Here is a 23194-nt window from a genome sequence, read left to right as displayed (position 1 = left end):
CCCGGCGTAGGACCGGCCCCCGCAGAGGACTGGCGCCGCGGCCGACCGGCCTCGCTTGGGCTGGCCTCCGCGGCCGACCGGCCTCGCTTGGGCTGGCTCCCCGTGGCCGACCGGCCCCGCTTGGACCGGCTCCGGCGGCCGACCGGCCCCGCTTGGACTGGCGCCCGCGGCCGACCGGCCCCGCTTGGACCGGCCCCCGCGGCCGACCGGCCCCGCTTGGACCGGCCCCCGCGGCCGACCACCCCCGCCAGGACTGGCCCCCGTGGACCGGCCCCCGCAGATGACCGTAGAACCGCGGAACCGCCCCTCACACCGCCAGCGGCTCCAGGTCGCGGTAGATGCGCCGCCCGGCGGTCGCGATCCGCGTCATCCCGTTGTCGTCACCGAGCAGCGTGCGCAACTCGCCCAGCGCCTCCTCGCCCATCCGGCGGGCCTCCTCCTTGCGGCCCAGCGCGGACATGGTCAGGGCGGAGTTGGTGACTATGGCCAGGGTTTCGGGGTGGTGGGCGCCGAGGACCCTGCGGAGGGTGACCACGGCGTTCTCCTCCAGTTTCCTGGCCTCGTCGAGGCGGCCCTGGTCGGCCAGCACGTTGGCGTAGTTGACGCCGGTGAACAGCGTGTGCGGGTGCTGTTCGCCGAGCACCTCGCCCATGCGGCGCAGGACCTGCCGGAACACCGCCTCCGCCTGGTCGGAGTCCCCGCAGCCCCAGTGGAATATCCCGAGGTTGTTCAGCGCGGCCTGGGTGTACGGGTGGGCCTCGCCCGGGACCTTCATGTACTCGGCGACCGTCTCCTTGGCCACCTCACGCGCCGCCTCCCGCTCGTCGGCGGCGAACAGGTCGGCCGCCATGTTCAGGTCGCAGGCCAGGGAGTCGGGCGTGTGCGCGTCGTACTGGGCCCGGTACTGCGCCCGCGTCGCCGTCGTCAGGCGGCGGGCGTCCTCGAACTGGCCCGCCCTGCGCAGCGACACCGCCAGCGACTTGGCACAGCTCAGCGTGCCGGGGAACTCCTTGCCGAGGATGCGCTTGTAGGACTCGTAGGCGCGGGAGAGAAGCGACACGGACTCCGCGTACCGGCCGACCTCCCGCAGGTCACGGCCCAGCCGTCCCGCCGAGGCCAGCGTGTACGGATGGTCGTTGCCGAGGACCTCCGTACGGCGGTCGAACGTCTCCTGGTCCAGGACGCGTGCCTCGCCGTAGCGGCCCACCATGCGCAGCGCGAGCGCGAGGTTGTTGGCGGCGCTCAGTGTCCTGCGGTGCGACTCGTGGAAGATCTGGCTGAACCCCTCGTGCGCCTCGCGGGCGAACTCCACCGCCGACTCGTACACGCCGAGTGCCGCCAGGTCGCTGGCGAGGCTGGACATGGTGACGTACGTGTGGGGGTGCGAGCGCCCGAGCACCCGCTGCTGCCGTTCCAGGAGTTCGGTGTTGATCTCCCGGGCCTCGACGTAGAGCCCCTGCGAGCGCAGTACGTTGCCGAGCTGGCAGCGCAGGTACAGGTACTGCACGTCGTCCTCGCCGAGGATCGGCTTCCAGTGCGCGAGGAGGTCCTCGGCGCGCTGCTGGGCACCCGGGAAATCCCCACGCTTCCAGAAGTAGCGGACGCGGTCGATGAGGAGACGACGGGTGCCGGCGTCCGTGCAGTTGCGGGCGTCGGAGGCGGACAGGTGCGGCCAGATGACCGCGAACTTCGGCCAGTTCTCCGGGTCGTCGATCGGCTCGTCACCGTCGGGCCGGCAGCCCGCGAGCACCGTGTGCACCACATGGCGGGCCTCCCGCTGCTCCTCCTCGGTCAGCTGGGAGCGGATCACGGCCTGCACCAGCCGGTGGACCTGGATGCTGTTGCTGACCTGGTCGACCTTGGCCAGCGCGAACCTGCCGATCTCACGGATCACCCGGCCGAGCAGCAGACTCTCCTGGAGGGCGGCGTCGTAGGGCTTGAGGGCGTCGATCATCTCCTTGCTGTAGAGCAGGTCGGAGGAGATCGGCTCGGCGGCCAGGAAGGCGCACAGCTGCAACAGCCGTACGGACGCCGGGGAACGCTCCTTCAGGCGCGCTATCGAGATGTTCCAGGTCGCGGCCACCGTCTTGGGGTAGTCCGGCGGCTGGTTGAGGTCCAGCACCTCGGTGGTCTGCTCGGCCAGCTGACGCAGGTAGTCCTTGATGGGCGTCGCCGTCTCGGCCAGCCAGGCCGCCGCCTGCTCCACCGCGAGCGGCAGGTCACCGACCGCGCTCGCCACCTGGTCGGCCTCCTCGGGGGTGAGCCCCGAGGCGCGCCCGATGAGGTGCTCCACGCTCTCCTCGCGCAGGAACACGTCGATGGGCAGCGACACCCCCTGCTGCGCCCAGGCCTGGTTGCGCGAGGTGACGAGGATGTGGCCGCCGCCTCCCTTGGGGAAGTAGCGGGTGAGCTGCGAGGGGTCGTCGGCGTTGTCGAAGACCAGGATCCAGCGCTTGGTGGGCGCCCCGCGGGCCAGCATCTGCACGGCTTCCTGGCTGGCCAGGTTGATGTCCTCACGGCTGGGCGCGCCGATGCGGGCCCCGAGGTCGGCGAGCGAGGCGACGACGTTGCCGGTGTCCTCGGCGGAGATCCACCACACCAGGTCGTAGTCGGCCATGAACCGGTGCACGTACTCCAGCGCCACCTGCGTCTTGCCGACTCCGCCGAGCCCGAACAGCGCCTGCGGCTGCGGCAGCACGATCGACATGCCGCCGCCGATCTGGTCGCGGACCCGGTCCAGGATGGCGTTGCGTCCCGTGAAGGTGTTGTTGCGCTGCGGCGCGTTCCAGATCGCCGGGGCGATTCCGGGGAAGCGGGCCCCCGACTCGCTGTCGTCGGAGACCAGGCCCGGCAGTTCCAGGGTGCTCAGCAGCGCGGCGACGCACTGGCCCTCGTCGAGCCGGTGCAGGTCGACCGGGTTGTGGTCGAGGTAGGCCTCGGGCAGCCGGACCTCGTCGACCCGCAGCGGGACCAGCGGGGCGCCCGCCATCCCCGGGGCGCCCGCGCCGGACTCGATGAGCGCGCGCCAGACGGCGTCGGCGTACCGGGACTTCCTGAAGGCGTTGGACAGCAGTACGAGGGTGCGCGTGGACGTGTTCAGGTGCTCGACGGGCCCGGTGGAGATGTCGTGCGGGGTGACGTGACAGCCCGCTCGCTGGAGGAGCGACTCGACCCAGTCGGCCCACATGCGGTTCTCCGCCGCGTACGCGATGACGATGTCCGCGGCGGTCGTCATCGGCCGGCGCCGCAGGAACGCGTCACGGCAGCGCAGCCGCACCGGCTCCGGCACCGAGGGGAGCGAGGTGACCTCGCCGTCCGAGATGACCGCGGTGAGCCGCTCGAACGCGGACAGCAGCGAGTTGGCGATACCGCTCTCGTCGCCGACGGTGGCGAGCGTCTCCTCGTAGGCGTAGTACGGGCGGTAGGGGATCTCGACGTTGCCCCAGTACGCGGTCAGGTCCTCGGAGCCGAGTTCCTCGCCGCCGAGCCCCTTGGGCAGCCCGTCGAACTTCAGCCGGGCCAGCGCCCGTCCGGCGTCGACCTTCTCCTTCTCGCCCTCGTCGATGCGCATCGGCACGGGCAGCACCCGGATCTTGCGCCTGCCGTATCCGGCCTCGACGCTGCGGGCCACGGCCGCCGCGCCGTCCAGCGACTGGTCGCTGAGCGTGAAGCAGTCCACCAGCACGTCGGGCATCTGGATCGTGCAGATGTCGGCGCTGTCGGACAGTCCGGTGCGCGAGTCGATCAGCACGTAGTCGTAGGACGCCTTCATGTCGTCGCGCAGCGCGTCGAAGAACAGCCCGCCGCCCAGCCGTTCGTAGAAGTTGTCCCACTCGAAGGACGAGACCGTCGCGGAGTACGAGCGGTCCTGGCGCCCGGCGGAGAGGAAGTCGAGGGAACCGCCCTCCTGGAAGCGCAGCCCGAGCCGCTCGGGGGTGAGCGAGACGGCATGCTGCTCCACGTGCGCGTAGTCCAGGTGCCAGGGGCCGGAGCGCTGGGTCTGGGTGGTCGCCGCCCACGCGTACTCGCTGATGATGTCGATGACACCGGTGGTGGCCGCGAGCGCGTTGGGGAGAAAGGGATGGAAGAAGCGGTGCAGCCCCGGTGCCTCCAGGTCCCAGTCGACGGTCAGGACGCGTTTGCCGTTGGCGGCGAGGATCCACGCCGTGTTGGCCAGGGCCATCGTGCGGCCCGTGCCGCCCTTGTACGAGTAGAAGGTGATGATGCGTCCGTCCTGCACGGCCGTCATGCTTCTCCTCCGTGATCGGATCCGCTGTCGAGCTGCGGCGGCGAGTGGGTGGGGCCCGTCAGTCGGGGCCTGCGGAGCGACGGGCCCGGGGGCGGGTGGGCCTCGGCGTGCTTGAGGTACTGCCGGGTCGCGTGCGCGACGACGGCCGGCAGCACATCGGTGAAGGACTTGAGCGTCGGTACGCCGTTGACGGCGACCCGGGAGTCGGTACGCCGGCCACGCTCCAGGATCACCGGCAGCGTCCGCTCCAGTTCCTCGGCCAGCTGCCGTCCCTCCTCGCCGTGGCACTGGATGTCGGCCCGGTTCCAGGGGACGATCGCGCTGACCCAGGGGCGGGCGTTGGTGTCGAACGCCTTGAGTCTGCGCCGCCGTTCCTCGTCGCTGAGCGCCCAGCGGTCGATGAGCAGGATCCCGGGGTGACTGGGCGCCGCCTTTTCGGCGTCGTCGGTCACCGGGTCCTCGCCGGGGTCCTCGTCGTCGAAGGAGGAGACCGTGATCCGGTAGTCGAGCGACCGGATCAGCTCCTCGGCGAGCGCGGGCAGCGGCCGGGTCGACTCCGAGTGGTACGGGTTCCAGTCCTGGGCGTCCTCGCCGTACGGACGCATGTCACGGTGGTCGGGGATGCTGTGCCGGGTGGGTGCCGCCACGGTCAGGTGGATGTGGCGCGGCCCCTCGCCGCGTGGCTTGAACGCGCTGGGTGTCCGCTCGTAGGGGCGGGGCCTGCTGGACGGCAACGGTGACTCGTGGGCGATCTGCACGATCCGCTGGGCCAGCCCCAGCACGGTCTCCTCGTACTCGTCACGCAGCCGGTTCAGCTTGATCAGCCCGTAGATGCCGTTGGCCGCGTACCGGTCCCCGAACTGGGCGTGGTTCACGTGTATATGCCGTACGGAATCGGGGAGTTGGGCGTAATCGATATGCGTCCACAGGGCGGGCACGATGGAGGCCATGGCGCCGGATCCGGTGGCGCGCGCACGCAGAATGCGTTCGTTGAACGCGAACCATTCCCGGCCGCAACTCTCGCTCGTGAAGTAGCGGGGTGAGAACAGCGGTACGAACACCCGGCAGTTGGCGAGATTCTCGCTGAGTTTCTCCGGCCAGCCGTCTCCCGAGCGCATCTCCCGGTCCATGAATCCGGCGGGCGCGCCGGCCGGGAGGTCGGTGAGCGCCATGATGTGGTCGCAGAGATCCGTGAAGAGCACCTGCACCCAGTGGTCGGGGTCGCCGCCGCCCGGCCCCCAGGGCGGTGTGTGGGCGTAACTCAGGAAGAAGTAGGGCCTGTTGTCCGAAACCCGTTCCCGTTCCAGGTCCCGATCAGGTATCTCCACGCGCCCCCCTGCCTGTGGACGGGCGGCCCCTACGGGACGTCGGCCGACCGGAGCCCACAATCTTCCCGACCGTCGGCGCCTACGGGTCGCCTCTTTCACGTCAAACCCTGGCGATAACCAGACATCTGGACCATCGTCAGGCCGACGGCGTTCCCGTATCCCGAGGAGCAGCACCACTTTCTCCGCCATTTTCCCGTTCCTTCACGAGATCATTCGGCGGTCGGCCCCCGATCGTGCCGAACTCCCCGTCTTGCCGGGCCACATCAGGAAGATGTGGCCCGTGGGAACACCCCGTGCTCGCTCCAGCGGGCCGACTCGGCACGCATCTCGGCAGCCAACGCGGCGCCGTTCTCGGTGAGTTGCCGCTCCGGGAGAGCCGTCAGCTGATCCAGGGCGCGGCTCGCCCGCTCCAGTGCGGCGGCCCGCTCCGTCGCCTCGCCCTCGTGGAACGCGGCGTCGCCGAGCGCACGGCTCGCCTCGTCGAGCAGCCGCCCGGCCCGGTTGCCCGGCACGTTCAGATCGACCGTCTCCCGAAGCGCGGTGAGCCGGGCCAGCCGCCCGATCCGCGGCAGTTCACGGACGAGCTCGGCCGGCTCGAAGTCGACGGCCACCCCCAGCGCGCCCAGCCCGTGGGCGCCGAGCCGCACCCCTGAGCCCGCCACCAGCGGGGTGACCGTGGTGGTGAGCAGGGCGTTGACGTCGTCGACTCCGCCGGGTCCGCCCTCGGCCGTCAACTCCTGTGCCGCACGCAGCCGTTCGGTGAACCGTGCCAGGTCGTCGGCGTCCAGAGGGGCGGCGACGGGGACCGGGAAGCAGTCGCGGAGCGGGTCGGCGTCGTCGATGAGCAGGGGGGTGCCGTCGCCGAGGTCCAGGGAGCGGAGGGGCCGCCAGGCGGCCGGGGCGCCCTCGGGCGAGAACTCCGCGCCGTCCTCGGTGCGCACATGCAGGCGGCCCGAGTTCACCGTGACCTCGACCCGGCCGGGCTTCGGGAGCGTCAGCGTCCCCAGCGTCGGCAGGTGCAGCCCCGGCTCGTCCTGGTCCCAGGCGAGCTTGACGTCGGCCCGCGCGCGGACGGCGACCGCCGTGATCGCCGAGCCGAGCGGCGCCGCAGTGGTGACGCGGTCGTGCAGGCAGCTCTTCAGCGTGGTGTACAGGTAGGGATGGGCGAGGATCTCGTCGACGTACGGCGCGACACCCGCCATGCCGTCCAGGTTCAGGAAGGCCCGCCACACCTCGTCCCAGTCCGGCTCTCCGGCGTGCATGGCCGCGACGCGCGAGAGCCAGTGCCGGATCGACTCGCCCTGGGCGAAGTGGAGCTCCTCCCCGCTGTGGACGGCCGGGCTGAGCGCGTGCTCGGTGATCCGCTCGGCGACACCGTCGACGAAGGCCCGCAGGTCCGCACAGAAGGCGGACGGGTTGTCGAAGCCACGGCCGCTGCTGTACCGGTGCGCGTAGAGGCCGCCGCCGCACGACTCGATCACCGGGCAGCCGCGGCAGGTCTCACTGACACCCGCGAGACCCAGCTGGCGCGCGCGTACGCCGGGGTGCTGCGCGAACTCCTCGAAGCTGTGCCGGAAGGCGTGATAGCCGGTCGCGGGGGCACCGTCGTAGGCCGTCTTCAGCGAGTCCGCCTGCTCGAAGCTGCCGTCGGTCTCCACGACCGCGAGATCGCTGGGGGCCAGGCCCATCGCCTCCGTCAGGCTCGGGCCGCCCCGCAGGGTGCTGAGGACCGACTCGAAGGTCCGCACCGACACCGTACGACCCTGATGGTCCCAGCGGTCGAAGATCCGCAGCAGCCAGTCGGCGTACGCGGCGGGTGAGGCGGCGGGCCTGGGCGGCGGGTTGTCCCAGGTGGAGTGCGGGAGCAGGTAGTCGATGCGAGGCGGCCGCAGGGAGACCAGGGCGTCGTGCACCGCGACCGGATCGTTGGCCACGTCCACGGTGCACAGCAGGCCGCTGTAGAGGTGCCGGTACTCCGGGGTCCGCAGCAGGTTGACCGCGCGCACCACCCGGTCGTAGCTGCTGCGCTGCCTGCGGTCGCGGCGGTGCCGGTCGTTGGCCACCCGGTCGCCGTCGAGCGAGACGCTGACCCGGACGCCGAATTCCTTGAACACTTCGAGATGGCGGGCGTTCAGCTGCACCGCATTGGTGTGGATATGAAGATTGAGCTTGGTGACCGGAGAGATAGTGCGTGTGAGTTCCGCACAGATGTCTCGCATACGGGCCGGACCCACCAGAAGGGGTTCACCGCCGTGAAGGATCACCGAAACAGAAGGCAGTTTATGCGATTCGGCATATGCCGCGAATCGCTGGGCGACTTTCCTGAGCGTTTCCTCGGAAATGACGGTGGGGCGCCCTTGCCAGCTCTGATCGGCGTGCTCGTAGACATAGCAGTGGTCGCAGGCGAGATCGCATCTGCTATGGATCTTGAGGACGAGCTGTTGCAGCTTCACCCGGGAAACGATAGTGGCGCCAAGGGGTCGCGCGTACCGTGAACTCCCTTACATCTCCAGGGCGTTGATGGCTCCGGCGCACGACAAGGGCGCACCTGGCGGGGGTGCTGAGCCGCCTGGCGCGCCCTGGTCGAAGTCTGTCTGCCCTACAGCGCCGAGTCGAACGTGATCGGCCTGACCGGACGGCGTCCGGGGATGTCCGTCACTCGTCCGGCTGACCTTACGGCGGCAGTCCCCATCGGGTCGATGGCCGACAGGGGGGTGTGCGGCCGGCGGAGGGGCCTGGACGTGGCGGAGTTGTGCGTCGCCGGCATCACCGAAAGGTTCATTTGTCTCGGGCTTTCGTTAAGAGGGGCAGGTGCTGAGGCGGAGAGTAGCAGTTGGGGCCTGGAGTCCGGGTGGATATGGGCTGGACCGGACACCGGAGTTGTCTGTGTTCCTGCTTAGTGGCAGGCTGCGGTTTTTGCAATCGGAGAGGGCCCGACAGACTGAATCCGGGGCGCGGGGCTCGCGCGGTGGCCCGAACGGGGAGACGTGCGTTCGGCGGGTGCCGGTTGCTCAAAGCGGTGACCGCCACGTGACCGTCGTACCGCCGCCCTCGCCGTCGTCCCTCGCGCCGTCGTCGTACACGGTCAGCAGCAGGCCGGGGCGGCCGCCTGGGAGGGTGGTCGCCGCGTCCACGGTGATCTGGACGCGGGAGACCCCGGAGCGGTGGGACGCGGCGGCCAGTTTGCGGCGCAGGGCGGTGAGCAGGTGGCCGGCGACGGGCTCCGTGACGCGGTTCTCCACGGGGCCGGTGAAGTGGACGGACGGCTGGAAGCCGAGGGTGGCCGCCGCGCCCGCCGTCTCGCGCAGGACCTTGCCGCGGAAGCTGGTGGGAGCGTCCGCGGGCGGCTGCTGGAGGGCGAAGATCGCGGTGCGGACCTCCTGGATGGTGGACTGCAACGCGTCGACGGCGCGTCCGAGGGTGGCGTGTACGTCCTCGGTGCCGGCGTCGGCGTCTGTGCCGGTGCCGGTGTCCGCGCCTGTGCCGGTGTCGTCGGTTCCTGTTCCGGCAGGGGGCCCGGCACCGGCGGCCGTGGTGCGGCGCTGGGTCGACTCCAGCATCATTCCCGTGGCGAACAGCCGTTGCACGACCAGGTCGTGCAGATCGCGGGCGATCCGGTCGCGGTCCTCGTAGACGGCGAGCCGCTCGCGGCGGTGCTGGGCGTCCGCGAGGACCAGTGCCAGCGCGGCCTGCGAGGCGAACTGGGTGGCGAGCAGGCGCTCCACCGAGGTGTAGAGCCGGTCGCCGCGCCGGCGGGGGAGGGCGAGCGTGCCGATGAGGCGGCCGTCGGCCTGGAGGGGGAGCATCATGCTCGGTCCGAAGCGGGCCCGGACGTGGGTGGTCATGCGCGGGTCGGTGGCCGAGTCCTCGATGTACACGGGCTCCCCGCCCAGGAGTTGTACGAGGACGGGGCTGCCCGGCTCGATGACGGTGCCGACGATGTCGCCGGGGTCGTCGAGGGTGGAGGCGATGACGATCTCCATGCCGCCCTCGGGGGTGGCCTGGAGGATGACGCCGGCCGCCGCGTCGGCGAGGACCCGGGCCCGTTCGGCGACCGTCATCAGGGCCTCGGCGGCGCTCTTCCCGGTGAGCAGCGCGGTGGTGACCGCCGCCGCGCCCTCGATCCAGCGCTCGCGCTGCCGGGCCGTCTCGTAGAGCCGGGCGTTGCCGATCGCGATGCCCGCCTGGGTGGCCAGCAGGTGCAGCAGCTGCTCGTCGTGCTGGGTGAACCGGCCGCCCGTCCTCTTCCCGTCGAGATGGAGGGTGCCGAACACCTCGTCGTCGACCCGGATGGGGACGCCGAGGGAGGTACCCGCCCCGCCCTCGTCCGGAGACGGCTCGGGCGGTGACTCGGGCGACTTCGGCGACACCGGCGACTCGGATGGCTCCGGCGACTCCGGCGACTCCGGTGGCTCCGGCGACTTCGGCGAGTCACCCGCCGTACGGATCCCCACCAGCCCGTCGTGCCCCGGGTCGGCCAGGCTCAGCGCCGCGTACCCGGCGTCCGTCAGCTCGGCGGCGCTGTCCACGATGTGCTGGAGCGTGACCCGCAGTTCGAGGTCGGTGCCGACGCCGAGGACGGCTTCGAGGAGCGGCGGGAGGCCGGGCACGGGATCGTTCACGCGGGCCTCCCCGACGCCGGATCGTCAGTCCGCCAGCGGGTCCAGGACCAGCGGTTCGATCCTGCCCTCCAGCATGTATCCGAGCCCCTGGACGGCACAGACGTCGGGCCGTTCCGCGATGTGCACCGGCATGCCCGTCGCGTGCCGCAGCATCTGGTCGAGCCCGGGGAGCAGGGCGCTGCCGCCGACCATCATGATCCCGCGGTCGGCGAGGTCGGCCACCAGATCCGGCGGGCACGCGCGCAGCACCTTGCCGATGCCGTCGAGCACGGCGGTCAGCGGGGTCTGGATGGCATCGCGTACGGCGGCGGTGTCGACGCGCACGGAACGCGCGAGGCCGGTCGCCACGTCCCGCCCGTGGATCTCCGTGGACGCCGGGCCGTGCGGGGTGAGTCCGTTGCCGGAGAGCGCGAGCTGCAGCGGGCGTACGGCCTGACTCGGCAGCATCAGCTCGTGCTGGTGGCGCAGGTGCTGCACGATCGCGTGGTCGACGGCCTCGCCGCCCACCGGGATGCGCTCGGCGGTGACGATCGAGCCGAGCGAGAGCACGGCGAGCTGGGTCGCGGCGGCCCCGCACACCATGATCATGGTGGCCTCGGGCCGTTCCACCGGCAGTCCGCATCCCACGGCGGCGGCGATCAGCGTGTCGACGAGTTCGACCCGTCGCGCGCCCAGTCCGACGAGCGTCTCGATCGCGGCGCGCTGGGCCAGCGGGTCCGCGTCGTGCGGCGTGCAGGCCGCCGCCCGCAGCCGGGGCTTGCGGCGCAGGGTGCGGCGGACCTTGTCACCGAGCAGCTGCCGCAGCATCCGCTGCGCCATCTCGATGTCGACGACCGTGCCGCCGGACACCGGCCGGACGACCCGGATGTAGTCGGGGGTACGCCCCGTCATCTTCTCCGCGAACTCGCCGACCGCGATCAGCGCGCCGGTCTTCGTGTTGATCGCGGCGACGCTCGGCTGGTCGACGACCAGCCCCGCGCCCTTCACGTACACACGGGTCCTCGCCGCGCCCAGATCGACGGCGAAGTGGCAGCGGCGCAACTGCTCCAGACTGTCGGTCATGGCAGATCCTCCCGAGAGCGCAGACCGAGGGGTTCCGCCGGACGGCGGTCCTCTCTCGCATCGTGCGGTCGCTGACGGGGTGTCGCCTTCTGTGGGGGGCCGGGTGGGGTGCCGCTGGACGGGTGGTCTTGGCGGCGGGGCCGTCAGGGACCGCGCCGGTCCCGCCGTTTCGGGGTCGGTCTCCGCGCCCAGGCAGTAAAGGACGGCTTCGCCTCCGGCGCGAGCCGTACTGCGCAGGTCACCGACAGACCCGGCACCGGCCGTCCGCGCAGCCCCTCGTGGACCGCGTGCTCGGCCGCCGCGGCACGGCGCAACGGGTGGCGCCGGGTGATGCGGCCACCCTCCCGCACGAAGTGGGTGGTCGAGGAGGCGTTCCCGTACGTCGGCGGGCTCGACCGGGACACCTCGAAGGCGGTGTGCGGCGCTCGGTGAGGTCGACTCTGTTCTGGCGGGTAGCCGCCAGGGCGTCTTTCCGCCAGGTTCTGTCAACTCCCGCGAAACACAAGCCCACCGACACTCTTCGCAGCACCACGGCATGACGTCGAGGAGGAAAGGGCGATGATGACCAGAGGACCAGCGAGACGCGGGGCGGCACTGTTGTCGGCCGGGCTCGTGATCGCCCTGCTGCCCGCCGGGCAGTCGGCGGCCGCGGCGGAGACCGGATCCGGGCAGTCGGCGGCCGCGGCGGACAACGGGGCCCGGACGGTGGACAACGCCCGCACCGTCACACTCGTCACCGGCGACAAGGTGACCGTCACCGACCTCGGCGGCGGGAGGAAGACGGTCACCGTCGAGCGCCCCGAGGGTGCCACCGGCGCGGTGCGCACCCAGGTGGCGAACGGCACCGTCACCGTCGTACCGGACGAGGCCCTGCCGTATCTGCGGGCGGGCACCCTCGACCGGCGGCTGTTCGACGTGAGCGAGCTGATCCGGCAGGGGCTGACCGACCGCAGGACGGCCGAGCTGCCGCTGATCGTGACGTACGAGAAGAAGGCCAGGTCCCTCACCCCGCGCGGCGCCGAGCGGACGCGGGCGCTGCCGAGCATCGGGGGCGCCGCCCTCGACGCCGACAAGGGGCGGACGTTCTGGCAGGCGCTGACCGCCCAGGACGGCATCGAGAAGGTGTGGCTCGACGGCCGCGTCACCGCCGACATGGCGGAGAGCAACGCGCAGATCGGTACGGCGCGGGCCTGGGAGGCCGGGCTCACCGGGAAGGGCGTCACGGTCGCCGTCCTCGACACGGGCGTCGACGTCGGTCATCCCGACCTCGCCGGACGCGTCTCGGCGACGAAGAGCTTCATCGAGGGCGAGGAGGTCGCCGACCGCAACGGCCACGGCACGCACGTCACTTCGACGGTGGGCGGCAGCGGCGCGGCCTCCGAGGGGCTGGAGAAGGGGGTCGCGCCCGGGGCCACGCTCGCCGTCGGCAAGGTCCTCAGCGACCAGGGTTCGGGCAGCGAGTCGCAGATCATCGCCGGCATGGAGTGGGCCGCGCGTGACGTGGGCGCCCGGGTGATCTCCATGAGCCTCGGCTCCTCCGAGGCCAGCGACGGCACCGACCCCATGGCCGAGGCGGTCGACACGCTGTCCGCGGAGACCGGAGCCCTCTTCGTCATCGCCGCGGGCAACACCGGTGCCCCCTCCTCCATCGGTTCACCGGCCGCCGCCGACTCCTCCCTGGCCATCGGCGCGGTGGACGCCGCGGACCAGGCGGCCTACTTCACCAGCGCGGGCCCGCGCCTCGGCGACAACGCGCTCAAGCCCGACCTCTCCGCACCGGGCGTCGACATCCTCGCCGCACGTTCGCAACTCACCGACGGGGACGGCTACTACACGAGCATGAGCGGTACGTCGATGGCGACACCGCATGTCGCGGGGGTGGCCGCGCTGCTCGCCGAGAAGCACCCCGACTGGACCGGCGCGCGGCTCAAGGACGCGCTGATGTCCACGTCGCGGCAACTCGACGCGTCCGCCTATGTGCTGGGCTCCGGGCGCGTGAGCGTGCCGGACGCGATCGACGCGGCGGTCACCGCCACCGGCAGCGCGGACCTCGGCTTCCACAGCTGGCCCTACGAGGCGAGCGAGCCCGTCACGAGGACGGTGACCTACGCCAACTCCTCCGATACGGACGTCGAGTTGAGTCTCGCCGTGCAGGGCGCGCCCGACGGTGTCGCGACCCTCGCCGACTCCACGCTCACCGTGCCCGCGCACGGGACGGCGTCCACCACGGTGACGGGCGACGGCGCGAAGGCGGCCGTCGGCAACACGTCCGGGCAGATCGTCGCCTCCGCGGCCGGCACGCCCGTCGCACACACCGTGTTCGGGCTGGTCAAGGAGGAGGAGCGGTACACACTCACCGTGCACGTCCTGGACCGTGACGGCGCCGGAACCGCCGCCGACCTCGTCGTCCAGCGACTCGCCCAGGACGCCTACCCGTCCCCGGCCGCGGTCGGCGACTCCGGCACCCTCGAACTCCGGCTGCCGCCGGGCACGTACAGCGTGGACACCTTCCTCGACGTGCGCGGCAGCCACGGCGCCGACTCGCTCGGGCTCGGCTTCCTCACGGCACCCGAGGTCACCCTCGACCAGGACCGCGAGATCACCCTCGACGGACGGAAACTGACCGAGATCAGGGCGAAGGTCGACCGGCGCACCGCGACCCGTCAGCTGCTGATGGAGTACGACCGCAACGCGGGCGGCGCCGACCTCTTCGGCGCCGTACAGGTGCCGGTGAAGTACGACAGCATCTTCGCCGCGCCGACCCCGAAGGTCACCCGGGGAAGCTTCGAGTACCGGACCGTGTGGCGGCTCGGGAAGCCGCTCCTGGAGGTCAAGGGCGTTCGCGAGACGGTCGTCCAGCCGGGCACCACACTGACCGAGGGACGCGGCAGACTGCCGCTGGTCGACGTCGGGGAAGGCCCCTTCACCGGCGTGCGCGGCAAGGCCGTCCTCGCGCGGCTCGCCGAGGGCGCCGACCCGGTCGCGCTCGCCCAGGCCGCCCAGGACGCGGGCGCCGAGGCGCTGTTCGTGACCGACGGGGCCGCGGGACGCCTCAACGCCTGGTTCGGGACCGCCGACTACGCCGACCGGCCCCTTCAGGTCGCCACGGTCGACACGGCGGACGCGGCACGGTTGCGGGCCGCCCGGAGCGTCGACATGACGGGGACGCTCAACACGCCCTATGTGTACGACCTTTCGGAGGGACACGCGGGCGTGATCCCACGCGGTGACCTGACATACGAGCCGCGCGGTCGTGAACTCGCCGCCATCGACACCAGGTTCCACGCGGCGAAGGGCGCCGAGGCCGTCTCCGGCGGCGAGTTCCGCTACTCGATCACCGACACCTTCCCCATCGGGGTCGGTTTCAAGGAGCGGATCGACTACCCCGCCGAGCGGACCGACTACGTCTCCACCGGCGCCGGGCAGCTCTGGCACGAGTCCGTGGACCTCGGGGAGAGCGCCCTGGAGGAGCGCAGCGGGGTGATCTCGTACCGCGGCGGCACCCGCCCGGACCTCGACTGGTTCAAGCCCGTCTGGCATCCCTGGCTCGGCACGGGGCTCGGCTGGGGGCAGCAACGCCAGGGCAACCAGATCCAGTTGAACACCCCGGGCTGGGGCGACTCGGGACCCGACCACACCGGCTTCGGCGACGTGTGGAGCGGGGACAAGGGGATGACCCAGTTCACCGAGGTGTACCAGGACGGTTCACTGGTCGACCGGAACCTCGGCTCGGCCGCCTACGTCTGGGACGCGCCCGCCGACGAGCACGCCTACAAGGTCGTCACGGACACGACGCTGGACGCGGACCGCTGGAAGCTGTCCACCCGGGGCCACACCGAGTGGACCTTCAGGTCGGCGGCCACCCCGGAGGACCGCTGGACCTTCCTGCCGCTCCTCAACCTCGGCTACGACGTCGACACCGACCTCGCGGGTGGGATACGCGGGGGCGGGCGGGTGCCGGTGGGCATCCACGCCGAGTACGTGAAGGGCGCGCCGGACACCGGGGTCATCGGCGGCGGGCGGCTCGAAGTGTCCTATGACGACGGGAAGACCTGGCGGGCGGTCCCGCTGACCGGACGCGGCTCCTCCTGGAAGGGCGTGCTGAACGTGCCGCGCGACGCCGGGTTCGTGTCCCTGCGGGCGTCCGCGAAGGACGACCGGGGCGGCTCGGTCAGCCAGGAGATCATCCGGGCGGTGGGCGTGCGGTAAGCGGCCCCGCGGGCCGAAGGGCCCTTCGTACCGGTGGCGTCGGCTCCCCTTGGGAGGGGGAGCCGGCGCCGCCCTACGCGCTCACGATGCCCCGGACGAGCCCGAGGTCCAGCAGGTCCTGCGGCCGGATGCGGAGCTGGTCCGCCGTGGCCCGCACCTCACCGGCGGGGCGCTTGAGGATCGCGGCCGCGAGCTCCGGTGCGATGACCGAGAAGTAACTGTCCGGCGTGGCCCAGGTGTTGCCGGGCGCGGCGAGCGCGAGGGCGCCGCCCGAGCCGCCCTCGCCGATCAGCAGCGTGGTGACCGGCGTACGGGCGGTGGCCACGGCGGCGAACAGGTCCGCGATCGCCGGGCCCGCGCCCAGCCGCTCCGCCTCGGCGTCGTTCGCGGCACCCGGGGTGTCCACCAGGGTCAGCACCGGGACGCCGAGCCGGCCCGCCAGGCGGATCAGGCGGGCGGCGGTGCGGTAACCGGCGGGGCGGGTGGCCGTCCCGCACTGGGCGGCGTACGCGACGGTCCGCCCCTCGTGCGAGCCGAAACCGCACAGCATGCCGGGGTCGGTGCCGCCGCAGCGGTCGCCGCTGATCTGCGACCGTTGGGTGAAGTAGGCGTCCAAGTAGGCCAGGGCGCGCGGGCGTTGCGGGGAGCGGGCGTTGCGGACGGCGTCCCAGCCGGTGGCGGGCAGGCCGGGCGCGCCGAGGGCGGCCGGTGGCGGCGCGGCTCCCGCCGAGGGGCCGGTGAGCAGCTCCAGCCAGCGCGCCAGCGTCTCCCTCAGCTCCTCGGGCGGTACGACCGCGTCCAGCGCCCCCGCCGACACCTGCGCCTCAGCCGTGTACGCGGCCGGGTCCGCGTCGGGCGGGCGGACCCGGGAGCCCGCGAAGCCCACCTGGGCGCCCGGCAGCGCCAGGGTCACGTCGGCGCCGGCGCCCAGGGTGGCCCAGCCGCCGCCCGTCGTCGGATCCCGCAGTACGGCGATCTGCGCCAGCCCCGCCTCCCGGTTGAGCGCCGACTGCCCCGCCACCCGCTGGAGTTGGGTGAGGGCGAGCATGCCCTCCTGCATCCGGCTGCCGCCGGTCGCGACGAGCGAGACGAGCGGGAGGCGGTGCTCGCGCGCCTGGCTGTACGCCGCCTCCAGCCGGTCGCCGGTGCGCTCGCCGAGCGAACCGCCGAGGAAGCCGAACTCGAAGGCGATCACTACGGCGGGGGTGCCGCCGATGGTGGCGCGGCCGCAGACGACGGACTCGTCCTCGCCGGTGCGGGCGGCGGCGCGGGCGCGGGAGTCGTCGTACCCCTGCCAGGACAGCGGGCCGTCGGGCTCGAAGTGTGCGACGGGGACGGTCAGTTCGGCGAACTCGCCGTCCGTGACGAGGGCGACTGTCTCGCGGGCGGTGCGGCGCTCAGTCATTCGCCGTCAGCGCCCGCTTCAGGATCTTGCCCATGTCGTTGCGGGGCAGGGTGTCCAGGAAGCGCACGACACGTGGGCGCTTGTGCGGGGCGAGGCTGCGGGCCACGTGGTCCGCGAGCTCGTCGCCGAGTGCGGGGCCGGGGGCGCCCTCGGGTACCACCCAGGCCACCACCCGCTCGCCGAGATCGTCGTCGGGCTCGCCCGTGACGGCCGCCTCCTTCACGGCGGGGTGTTCCAGGAGCGCGTTCTCGATCTCCCCGGCGCCGATCTTGTAGCCGCCGCTCTTGATCAGGTCGGTGGCCCTGCGGCCGACGATGCGGACGTGTCCGTCGGCGTCGAGGACCGCCATGTCGCCGGTGCGGAACCAGCCGTCCTCGGTGAAGGCGTCCGCCGTGGCGTCGGGCCGGTTCAGGTACTCGGTGAAGAGGTTCGGTCCGCGGACCTGGATCTCGCCCACGCTGACTCCGTCGTGCGCGCCGGTGGGGACGCCGTCGGTGTCGTACGCGGCGATCGTCGATCCGTCCTCCTCGACGAGCCGCAGCCCGACGCCGGGCAGCGGTACGCCGACGGTGCCGGGCCGGGGCTCGCCGTCCACCCGCACGCTGGTGTTCATGAGGGTCTCCGTCATGCCGTACCGCTCGATGACCCGCCGTCCGGTCGCGGCCGTGATCCGCCGGTGGTCGTGCACGGGCAGCGCGGCGGACCCGGACACCAGGAGCCGGGCCCGGCCGAGCGCCTTCGCCAGCTCCACGTCCTCCTCCAGGGCCTCCGCGAGCCGGTGGTACATCGTCGGCACCCCGAACAGCATCGTGGCGCCGTCGTTCAGCTCCCGCGCCACGCCCTCCGCGCTGAACCGCCCCAGATGCCGCAGCGATCCGCCGCGCCGCAGCGGCCCCAGCACGCCCAGGATCAGCCCGTGCACATGGAACAACGGCAGCCCGTGCACCAGAACGTCGTCACCGGTCCACCGCCACGCGTCGGCCAGCGCGTCGAGCGTCGCCGCGATCGCCCGACGCGGGATGACGGCACCCTTCGGAGGGCCGGTGGTACCGGAGGTGTAGACGACGAGGGCGGCGGCGCCGTCGGGGAACTCCGGGGCCTCCGGGGACTCCGACGCCGGGGACTCCGGGACCTCCGACGCCGGGGACTCCGGGCGTCCCGATACTCCCGGGCGTCCCGTAACCTCCGGGGCTCCCGGAACCTCCGGGCTTACCGACAACCCCGGGCGCCCCAAAGCCTCCGGGGCTTCGGGAGACCCCGCGCCTCCGGGAACCTCCGGGTTCGCCGGGCTTCCCGGGACCTCCGACTCCGGGGACTCCGGGCGTCCCGATACTCCCGAGCGCCCCGGAACCTCCAGGGCGCCCGGAGCCTTCGGGCTCACCGACAACCCCGGCCGCCCCAAAGCCTCCAGGGTTCCCGGACCCCCAGGGCCTCCGGAAACCTCCGGGCCTCCGGAAACCTCCGGGCCTCCGGAAACCTCCGGGCCTCCGGAAACCTCCGGGCTCTCCGGGCCTCCCGAATCCCCCCGGCTCCCCGGGCCTCCGGAAACCCCCGGACTCTCCAGACCCCCAGAGCCCCCAGAGCCCCCCGATACCCCCGAGCCCTCCGGCCCCCCGGAGCCCCCCACGTCCTCCCCAGCCCCCCGGGCGCCCCGCCGATCCCCACCGTCCCCCGCCCGCACCTCCACGTCGATGCGCTCCAACCCCCGCAGGGAGTCGGGGAGTTCCACTCCCGCTTCCACCAGCACCACCGACGGTCGGCTGTCGGTCAGGATGTGGCCCAGTTCGCTCTCGCCGGACTTGGGGTTGAGCGGCACGGCGGGCACGCCGGCGAGCAGTGCGGCGACCACGGCGACGGCGGTCTCCAGGGTCGGCGTCGCCCAGACGGCGACCCGCCCGGCCCCGTCGAGCCGGCCCGCCAGACCCCCCGCCGCGTCGGCGAGCTCCGCGTACGTCAGGGACCGTTCGCCGAACCGCAGCGCGGGCCGTTCCGCGACCGAGCCGCCCACCAGGGCCGGAAAGAGGAAGGTCACGCGTACTCCTGGTCGTAGGCGGCTTCGCGCGGAAGCCGGGGACTGTCTGCGGGCATGCGAGCGTGCGGGCACCATCTGAACTGTTCCTACACCAGCGCGGCGGAAACCGTCCGCACGAGTCGCCGTACGGATTCACCGTCCCGCGGAGTCGATCGTTACTGTGCCCGTGTGCTGCCAGACATCGATTTGACGCCCCCGGAGCGCCGGGTGTGGGACGCCTTTCCCGAGGGCCGGCCGGTGGATCTGCGCACCGGCGAGGCCGAGGCCGACGATCCGGCGCGCGGCGACCGGTGGGGCGCCGACCGCACGGTCAGGGCCGCCGTACTGGCCGCGCTGCTGCTGGGCGGCAACCCCGAGCCGTCCGCCGCCGTCGCGTCCCTGCGCCTCACCGGCGCACGGATCACCGGCCCGCTCGACCTCGACGGCGCGGAGATCAACCATGTCCTCTGGCTCGAACACTGCTTCATCGAGGAGCCGTTGAGCCTGTACGGGGCGTCGACCCGGACGATCGGCGTCAAGGACAGCCGGCTGCCCGGCATCGAGGCCGGACTCGCCCGCGTCCAGGGCCGGTTCGACCTGAAGCGCTCGGTGCTGGAAGGCGGGCGCCTCTCGCTCGTCAACGCCCATGTGGTGGGGGAGTTGAGCCTCAACGGGGCACGGATAGCCGCCGACGGGAAGTGGGCCGTGTTCGCGGGCGGCCTGGTCATGGAGAGCGGCGTCTTCTGCACGAACCTCACCACGCGGGGCGGAGTGCGGCTGCCGGGCGCGCAGTTGCCCGGCGGTCTGTTCATGCGGGGGGCGCGGATCAGCAGCCCCGACGGGGTCGCACTGGCCGCGGACAGCGTGACGGCGTCGACGCTCGACCTGTCGGAGGGGTTCACCGCGGAGGGCACCGTACGGCTGCGGGGCGCCCGGATCTCCGACAACCTGAACTTCGCGCGGGCCCGGCTGAAGGGCGCGCGCGACGGCGCGGCGGAACCCTCCCTGGTCTGCCTCCAGGCGCAGGCCACCGACCTCGACCTGTCCCTCGCCGAACCGCCCACCGGCGCGATCGACGTGCGGGGCGCCCAGGTCTCCTTCCTCCACGAGAACGAGCACAGCTGGCCCGACGTGGTGGAACTCGACGGCTTCGTCTACGGCGCCATCGAGATGACCGGCGCGGGGCGGCGGCCCGAGGCGGTGGGCCGCCGGGAAGGCGTGGTCCGCCGGGTGGAATGGATCGGCAGAAGCCCCGGCTACAGCCCCCAGCCCTACGAGCAACTCGCCGACTGCTACCGGCGGGTGGGCCATGACGACGACGCCCGCCGGGTGCTCCTGGCGAAACAACGGCACCGGCGCCGCACCCTGAGCCCGGCCGGACGCGCCTGGGGACACGTCCTGGACGCCACCGTGGGATACGGCTACCGGCCGTGGCTGGCCGGCGCCTGGCTCCTCTCACTGGTCCTGCTCGGCACGCTGGTCTTCACGGCCCATGACCCCACTCAGGTCGAGGGGAACGGAGGAGCCCCGTTCCAGCCGTTCGTCTACACGCTCGACCTGCTGATTCCCATCGGCGGCCTCGGCCAGCGGACGAACTGGTACTGGGCGGACACCGGCCCGCAGTGGCTGGCGTACGGGCTGATTGCCGCCGGCTGGGTGCTCACCACGGCCGTGCTCGCGGGCGTGACCCGCACGGTGAACAGGGGGTAGCGGCCGGACACCCCCGGCCAGGAAGTCCGGATACCCCCGGCCAGGAAGCCCGGACACCCCTGGCCAGGAAGTATCGTACGGAAACCGTGGCGCCGCCCCGACCCGGCCACGTAGTCTCGGCGCCAGTGCGAGAACTTGACGAGTCAACTGCCGGGAGCCCCTTGGTGAGTGAGTCCCCGCCTCCTGCCGAGACCCTCGCGCGTTCCGACGCGCGGATCGCCCGGGAGCGCCCGGACCGCGCCGAGAGCAGCGACGCCGGGACCAACTCCGTCGAGAACGGCCACGTAGAGAACGGCCACGTAGAGAACGGCGGGCGGCGATGAGCCTCGGCCGCCGGATCCGCGCCTTCACGGCGGCGCTGCGGCCCGCCGGAGCCGACTCCGAGATGCGGCGTCTCGCGGTGGATCTCGGCCGCGCGCTGCGCAGGAGGGTCGACACCCCGGTCGACGTACGGGAGTTGGCCCGCGCCCTGTGCGAGGAGGTGAGCGGGCGCCGCGACGGCCGTCCCGTGCAGCTCCGCTTCGAGCGCTTCCCCGACGAGTTCGAGGTCACCGGACTGTGGATGGAGTTCCACGACTTCGACCTCGTCGTCATCGAGGAGCGCGCCGAGACGGTGCAGCAACTGGTCATACTGGGACACGAGTTGTGGCACATGCGGCAGGGCCACCACAACCGGCACGTCGACGCCACCGCCGCCGCCAGCGCCCTCTCCCACGGCGCCGCCTGGCAGGAGATCGCCCTCACCGTCGCCGCCCGCAACGGATCCCACGCCGGTCACGAGGCCGAGGCGGAGGACTTCGGACTGCACCTGGCGAGCGTGTTCCGCTCGTGGGTGACCGGTCCCGGCGCCGAGCGGCAGGGGCCCGCCGACCCCGTCGGGCGGGCCATCCAGGCGTCGCTGGGCTATCGCGGCCCCCGGGACTGACCGGCGATGACCCCCTTCCGTTTCCTCGCCGGGCCCTACCTCGCCTTCTGGCTGCCGGTGGTCGTCCTCACCGCCGCCCTGGCGGTCAAGCTGCCCAGCATCGTCAAACTCTGGCGGGACCCCTTCCTCCGGGCCGTCGGCGGCCTGCTGGCGCTGGCCTGCGCCATCTTCGTCTTCGCGGCGCCGCCGACCGTCGCCTGGACCAACCGCGTCACCGGCGTGCCGAACATCTCGGCACCGCTGGTCTACAGCCTCATCACCGCGTTCTCCGGGGCCTGCCTGCTGCTGATCATCGCCTGGCGCAACGGCGTCTCCGACCGCTCGCCCGCCACCCGCCGGGCCATGCGCTGGGTGATCACCGGCTACTCGGCCGTCATCGTCGCGCTGTGGGTGCTCTTCGCGCTCGCCGACGTCGAGACCGAGAGGCCGCGGGACCTCGACACGTACTACGCCACCACGCTCTTCATGCGCGAGGAGATCGTCCTCTACCTCCTCGCGCACACCGTCGCCTGTCTGATCACCTCCAGACTCATCTGGAGCTGGATCCGCACCGGGAACCTCGACGTGTGGCTGCGCGGCGGCCTCAAACTGCTGGGCGCCGGCTACGCCACGAATCTGCTGTTCGCCGCCACCAAACTCACGGCGGTCCTCGCCCGCTGGACCGGCCACGACCTGGACTGGCTGAGCACCCACCTGGCGCCGCCGGTCGTCTGCGTGTCCGCCGTCCTGATCGCGGCGGGCTTCGTCTTCCCGTACGCGGGCGAGTACCTGCACCGCCGCGGCCGCACCCGGCGCGGCCACCGGCGGCTGCGGCCCCTGTACGAACTGGTGCGCGCCGGCACGGGCGAGAGCGTGCCCTTCAAGCTCCGGTCCACCCCCGAACTGCGGCTGACGCGCCGCGAGACGTTCATCAGGGACGCGCTGCTGCGTCTTGGCCGGTACGTCGACGAGGATCTGGGCCGACGGGCGTACGACGCGGCCCTCGGCCTGGGCAGGGACGCCGACCGGGCGAGAACGCTGGCCCGGGTCGTGGTGATCCAGGACGCCATCGAGTCCAGGCGACGGTCCCGGGAGAGTGACGCCGGCTTCCCCCTCGACAGCACCGACATGGAGAGACTGCTGGAGGGGATCGAGGACGTGTCCCGGGCTCTCCGCCACACCGAAGACATCCGGGCGGTCCGCGAGCGAGCGGCCGCCGCTGCAGAGAGCGTGCCAGCCACATGAGTACGAGTACCCCGAGCGCCGGTCCCCTGAGCGAACGGCCCGGTGGCGCACGGCCCGTGAGGTCCGCCGTGGTCCTCGGCGGCAGCCTCGCCGGCATGCTCGCGGCCCGCGCACTCGCCGAGTCCGCGGACCTCGTCACGATCGTCGAGCGCGACGCGCTGCCCGAGGGCCCGGAGCCCCGTAGGAGCCTGCCCCAGGCCCAGCATCCGCACGGACTGTGGTCCGGCGGCGCGCGGGCGATCGAGGAACTCCTCCCCGGCTTCACCGCACGGCTCGCCGAGGCCGGGGCACACCGCCTGGCGCTCACCACCGACATGGTCGCGCTGTCGCCGCACGGCTGGTTCCGCCGCTGGAACGAGTCCCACTACATGATCCTCGGCAGCCGCGACCTCCTCGACGCGACCGTCCGCGCGCAGGTCCTCGCGGACGACCGGATCCGGCTCGTCGAG

Annotated in this window: 13 protein-coding genes and 2 pseudogenes; 6 read left to right on the top strand and 9 right to left on the bottom strand. The window is 72.4% G+C overall.

The window, feature by feature from the left end; translation table 11 throughout:
* Positions 1-307 precede the first annotated feature (307 nt).
* The 6 genes from fxsT to ACIP79_RS30065 form a co-directional block, all read right to left on the bottom strand.
* A complete protein-coding gene (fxsT, locus tag ACIP79_RS30090) occupies positions 308-4249 on the bottom strand; it encodes an FxSxx-COOH system tetratricopeptide repeat protein (RefSeq protein ID WP_401228169.1) in 3942 nt (1313 codons plus the stop codon).
* Positions 4246-5577 (bottom strand): TIR-like protein FxsC, encoded by a 1332-nt coding sequence (locus ACIP79_RS30085; protein WP_401228167.1) that lies wholly within the window; start codon positions 5575-5577, stop codon positions 4246-4248. Before ACIP79_RS30085 ends, fxsT begins: the two co-directional genes overlap by 4 nt.
* Positions 5578-5840: 263 nt before the next feature.
* The gene (fxsBH, locus tag ACIP79_RS30080; RefSeq protein WP_401228165.1) at positions 5841-8030 is read right to left on the bottom strand and encodes a radical SAM/SPASM protein FxsBH, inactivated beta-hydroxylase extension form; all 2190 of its coding nucleotides are present in this window, start codon (positions 8028-8030) and stop codon (positions 5841-5843) included.
* Positions 8031-8588: 558 nt separating this feature from the next.
* Entirely contained in the window at positions 8589-10199 is a 1611-nt protein-coding gene (locus ACIP79_RS30075) for a GAF domain-containing protein (RefSeq protein WP_401228163.1), read from the bottom strand.
* A 24-nt stretch (positions 10200-10223) separates the two neighbouring features.
* On the bottom strand, positions 10224-11261 hold the full coding sequence (locus ACIP79_RS30070; protein WP_383680342.1) for a rod shape-determining protein: 1038 nt from the start codon (positions 11259-11261) through the stop codon (positions 10224-10226).
* A gap of 143 nt (positions 11262-11404) precedes the next feature.
* Entirely contained in the window at positions 11405-11665 is a 261-nt protein-coding gene (locus ACIP79_RS30065) for a hypothetical protein (RefSeq protein ID WP_401228161.1), read from the bottom strand.
* 157 nt (positions 11666-11822) lie between these two features.
* On the opposite strand from ACIP79_RS30065, the gene ACIP79_RS30060 reads away from it, so the two are divergent.
* The gene (locus ACIP79_RS30060; protein ID WP_401228457.1) at positions 11823-15470 is read left to right on the top strand and encodes a S8 family serine peptidase; all 3648 of its coding nucleotides are present in this window, start codon (positions 11823-11825) and stop codon (positions 15468-15470) included.
* A gap of 73 nt (positions 15471-15543) precedes the next feature.
* Here the strand turns inward: ACIP79_RS30060 and ACIP79_RS30055 are convergent, their stop codons facing one another.
* From ACIP79_RS30055 to ACIP79_RS30045, 3 genes and pseudogenes are all read right to left on the bottom strand, one after another.
* On the bottom strand, positions 15544-16875 hold the full coding sequence (locus ACIP79_RS30055; RefSeq protein ID WP_401228159.1) for a carboxyl transferase domain-containing protein: 1332 nt from the start codon (positions 16873-16875) through the stop codon (positions 15544-15546).
* The gene (locus ACIP79_RS30050) at positions 16868-18286 is read right to left on the bottom strand and encodes an AMP-binding protein (RefSeq protein WP_401228455.1); all 1419 of its coding nucleotides are present in this window, start codon (positions 18284-18286) and stop codon (positions 16868-16870) included. The genes ACIP79_RS30055 and ACIP79_RS30050 overlap by 8 nt, the downstream gene beginning before the upstream one ends.
* Before the next feature lie 333 nt (positions 18287-18619).
* Positions 18620-18982, bottom strand: a pseudogene (locus ACIP79_RS30045) (AMP-binding protein); the annotation flags it as partial.
* Between the two features lie 93 nt (positions 18983-19075).
* Here ACIP79_RS30045 and ACIP79_RS30040 point away from each other — a divergent pair.
* The 5 genes and pseudogenes from ACIP79_RS30040 to ACIP79_RS30020 all read left to right on the top strand — a co-directional run.
* The gene (locus ACIP79_RS30040) at positions 19076-20596 is read left to right on the top strand and encodes an oxidoreductase (protein ID WP_401228157.1); all 1521 of its coding nucleotides are present in this window, start codon (positions 19076-19078) and stop codon (positions 20594-20596) included.
* Between the two features lie 164 nt (positions 20597-20760).
* Positions 20761-20919 carry a hypothetical protein gene (locus tag ACIP79_RS30035; protein ID WP_401228156.1) on the top strand — a complete coding sequence of 53 codons (159 nt, stop codon included), beginning with the start codon at positions 20761-20763 and terminating at the stop codon, positions 20917-20919.
* Positions 20916-21521: a toxin-antitoxin system, toxin component gene (locus tag ACIP79_RS30030; RefSeq protein ID WP_401228154.1), complete on the top strand. Its 606-nt coding sequence runs from the start codon at positions 20916-20918 to the stop codon at positions 21519-21521. Before ACIP79_RS30035 ends, ACIP79_RS30030 begins: the two co-directional genes overlap by 4 nt.
* 6 nt (positions 21522-21527) lie before the next feature.
* Positions 21528-22745: an MAB_1171c family putative transporter gene (locus tag ACIP79_RS30025; protein WP_401228153.1), complete on the top strand. Its 1218-nt coding sequence runs from the start codon at positions 21528-21530 to the stop codon at positions 22743-22745.
* A 95-nt stretch (positions 22746-22840) separates the two neighbouring features.
* Positions 22841-23194: pseudogene (locus tag ACIP79_RS30020) on the top strand (pyridine nucleotide-disulfide oxidoreductase); the annotation flags it as partial.

Origin of the sequence: Streptomyces sp. NPDC088747 (genome assembly GCF_044751025.1) — a bacterium.
GTDB lineage: Bacteria > Actinomycetota > Actinomycetes > Streptomycetales > Streptomycetaceae > Streptomyces.
The sequence above is the reverse complement of the archived record's forward strand: the minus strand, read 5'-3'. Positions and strand labels throughout refer to the sequence as shown.

Excerpts from the sequence above, each read along its gene's own strand:
- ACIP79_RS30025 (WP_401228153.1), top strand. The coding sequence starts at position 21,528 with ATGACCCCCTTCCGTTTCCTCGCCGGGCCCTACCTCGCCTTCTGGCTG.
- ACIP79_RS30060 (WP_401228457.1), top strand. The coding sequence starts at position 11,823 with ATGACCAGAGGACCAGCGAGACGCGGGGCGGCACTGTTGTCGGCCGGG.
- ACIP79_RS30030 (WP_401228154.1), top strand. The coding sequence starts at position 20,916 with ATGAGCCTCGGCCGCCGGATCCGCGCCTTCACGGCGGCGCTGCGGCCC.
- ACIP79_RS30070 (WP_383680342.1), bottom strand. The coding sequence starts at position 11,261 with ATGACCGACAGTCTGGAGCAGTTGCGCCGCTGCCACTTCGCCGTCGAT.
- fxsT (WP_401228169.1), bottom strand. The coding sequence starts at position 4,249 with ATGACGGCCGTGCAGGACGGACGCATCATCACCTTCTACTCGTACAAG.
- ACIP79_RS30055 (WP_401228159.1), bottom strand. The coding sequence starts at position 16,875 with ATGACTGAGCGCCGCACCGCCCGCGAGACAGTCGCCCTCGTCACGGAC.